General features: G+C 45.4%; 1 pseudogene. It reads right to left on the reverse strand.

Annotation, left to right across the window (positions count from 1 at the left end):
* A pseudogene (locus tag ACS8FD_RS24505) lies at positions 1 to 520 on the reverse strand (glutamine-hydrolyzing GMP synthase); the annotation flags it as partial.

Below are 520 nucleotides of genomic sequence, written 5' to 3' on the forward strand. Positions count from 1 at the left end.
ATATCAGCGTATTCTTTTTTCACCTCACCCAAGATGCGCACGCCAAGACCTGGACCTGGGAATGGATGACGATAGATCATTTTCTCTGGTAATCCAAGAGTGATACCAAGCTTACGAACTTCATCTTTAAATAGATCACGTAATGGCTCAACCAACTCAAACGCCAAGTCATCTGGCAGACCGCCGACGTTATGATGGCTCTTAATGACATGTGCTTTGCCTTGATGTGACTTCGCTGATTCAATCACATCAGGATAAATCGTACCCTGTGCTAAGAACTCAATGACTTTGCCATCGCTTTGCTCACTCACTTCACGCGCGCTATCAGCGAAGACATCGATAAAGGTTTTACCAATGATTTTACGTTTAGCTTCTGGATCAGACTCGCCAGCTAATGCATTTAAGAATAAATCTTCGGCATCGACACGGATGACTTTGACGCCCATGTTTTCGGCGAAGATTTGCATCACTTGATCGCCTTCGTGCAGACGCAAGAGACCGGTATCGACGAACACACAAG

It is taken from the genome of Psychrobacter sp. 1U2, assembly GCF_051847575.1.